The organism is Lentzea roselyniae, from assembly GCF_039537795.1.
Classification (GTDB): domain Bacteria; phylum Actinomycetota; class Actinomycetes; order Mycobacteriales; family Pseudonocardiaceae; genus Lentzea; species Lentzea atacamensis.
In genome coordinates this window covers 1-1,185 of record NZ_BAABBE010000123.1, presented here as the reverse complement: position 1 = coordinate 1,185, position 1,185 = coordinate 1, and the positions used below count along the sequence as shown (strand labels likewise).

Genomic DNA, 1,185 nt, shown 5'->3' with positions numbered 1-1,185 from the left:
ACTAGTGTCTCGTGATCCTGTTGGGTTTACTTCGCGTTGTTGTCGACCAGCTTCTTGACGCTGGCCTGGACAACGCGGACCTTGGCCAGGATCTCGTCGGCGGAGGCGGTCCAGGTGAAGGGCTTGGCGTTGGCGTTCCAGTGGTCGATGTAGTCACGGATCTGTCCGATGAGGACTTTGACCGAGCTGAAGGTGCCACGGCGAATGGCCTGGCGGGTGATGATGCCGAACCAGATCTCTATCTGGTTGATCCACGACGAGCCTTTCGGCGTGTGGTGGAACCGCACGTTCGGGTTGGCCTCCAGCCAGGTCATCACCTCGGGCGTGGTGTGGGTGGACAGGTTGTCCAGCACCACATGGATGTTCTTGCCCGCGTGCGGTTTCACGGCTTTCTTGAGGAACGCCAGGAAGTTCGCGCCGTCGCGGACCGGGAGACACTCGCCGTAGACCTCGCCGGTGGCCACGTTCAGAGCGGCGAACAGGTTCGTGACGCCGTGCCGGCGGTAGTCGTGAGTACGTTGCTCGCTGGCGTCGAAGGTCATCGGCAACAGTGGCTGGGTCCGGTCCAGCGCCTGGATCTGGGTCTTCTCGTCGACGCTGAGCACGACCGCCCCGCCCGGCGGGGACAGGTACAGGCCGACGATGTCGGCCACCTTGTCCGCGAACTCCGGATCCCGGCTGAGCTTGAACGTGCCGTGGCGATGCGGCCGTATCCCGTTCTCACGCCACAGTTTCGCCACGTAGTGGTGCGAGACGGACACCCCTTCGGCGCGAGTGATCCACGCGGCCATCTCCCGGCTCGACCAGTGCGACAGCCCGGTCTCCGCAGGCGGGCTCGTGCGGCTGGCCGCCAGAATCCGCGCCCGCACGGAACCGGGAACCTGCTCCCGCCCCGCGCCACGCGGCCGGTCCAGCAACCCACCCAGACCGTCGGCCGCGTAACGCGACAACCACAGATCCACCGTCGGGCGCGACACTCCCGCCAACTCCGCGATCTCCCTCTTCGGCCGGTTCCCCGCCCGCCACAACACGATCCGCGCCCGCGTCGCGACCGTCGCCGCGACATCCGGGCTGTTCACCAGCGCCCGCAGCTCGGCCTGTTCATCGACAGTCAGCTCCACCCCGACAGCCAACACCATCACCAGTCACGCGGATGTAAAGCAAACAGAATCACAGGACACTAGG

General features: G+C 65.7%; 1 protein-coding gene. It reads right to left on the bottom strand.

Annotation, left to right across the window (positions count from 1 at the left end):
* Positions 1–26: 26 nt before the first annotated feature.
* Positions 27–1,121 (bottom strand): IS630 family transposase, encoded by a 1,095-nt coding sequence (locus ABFX45_RS46150; RefSeq protein ID WP_346137421.1) that lies wholly within the window; start codon positions 1,119–1,121, stop codon positions 27–29.
* Positions 1,122–1,185: the final 64 nt, after the last annotated feature.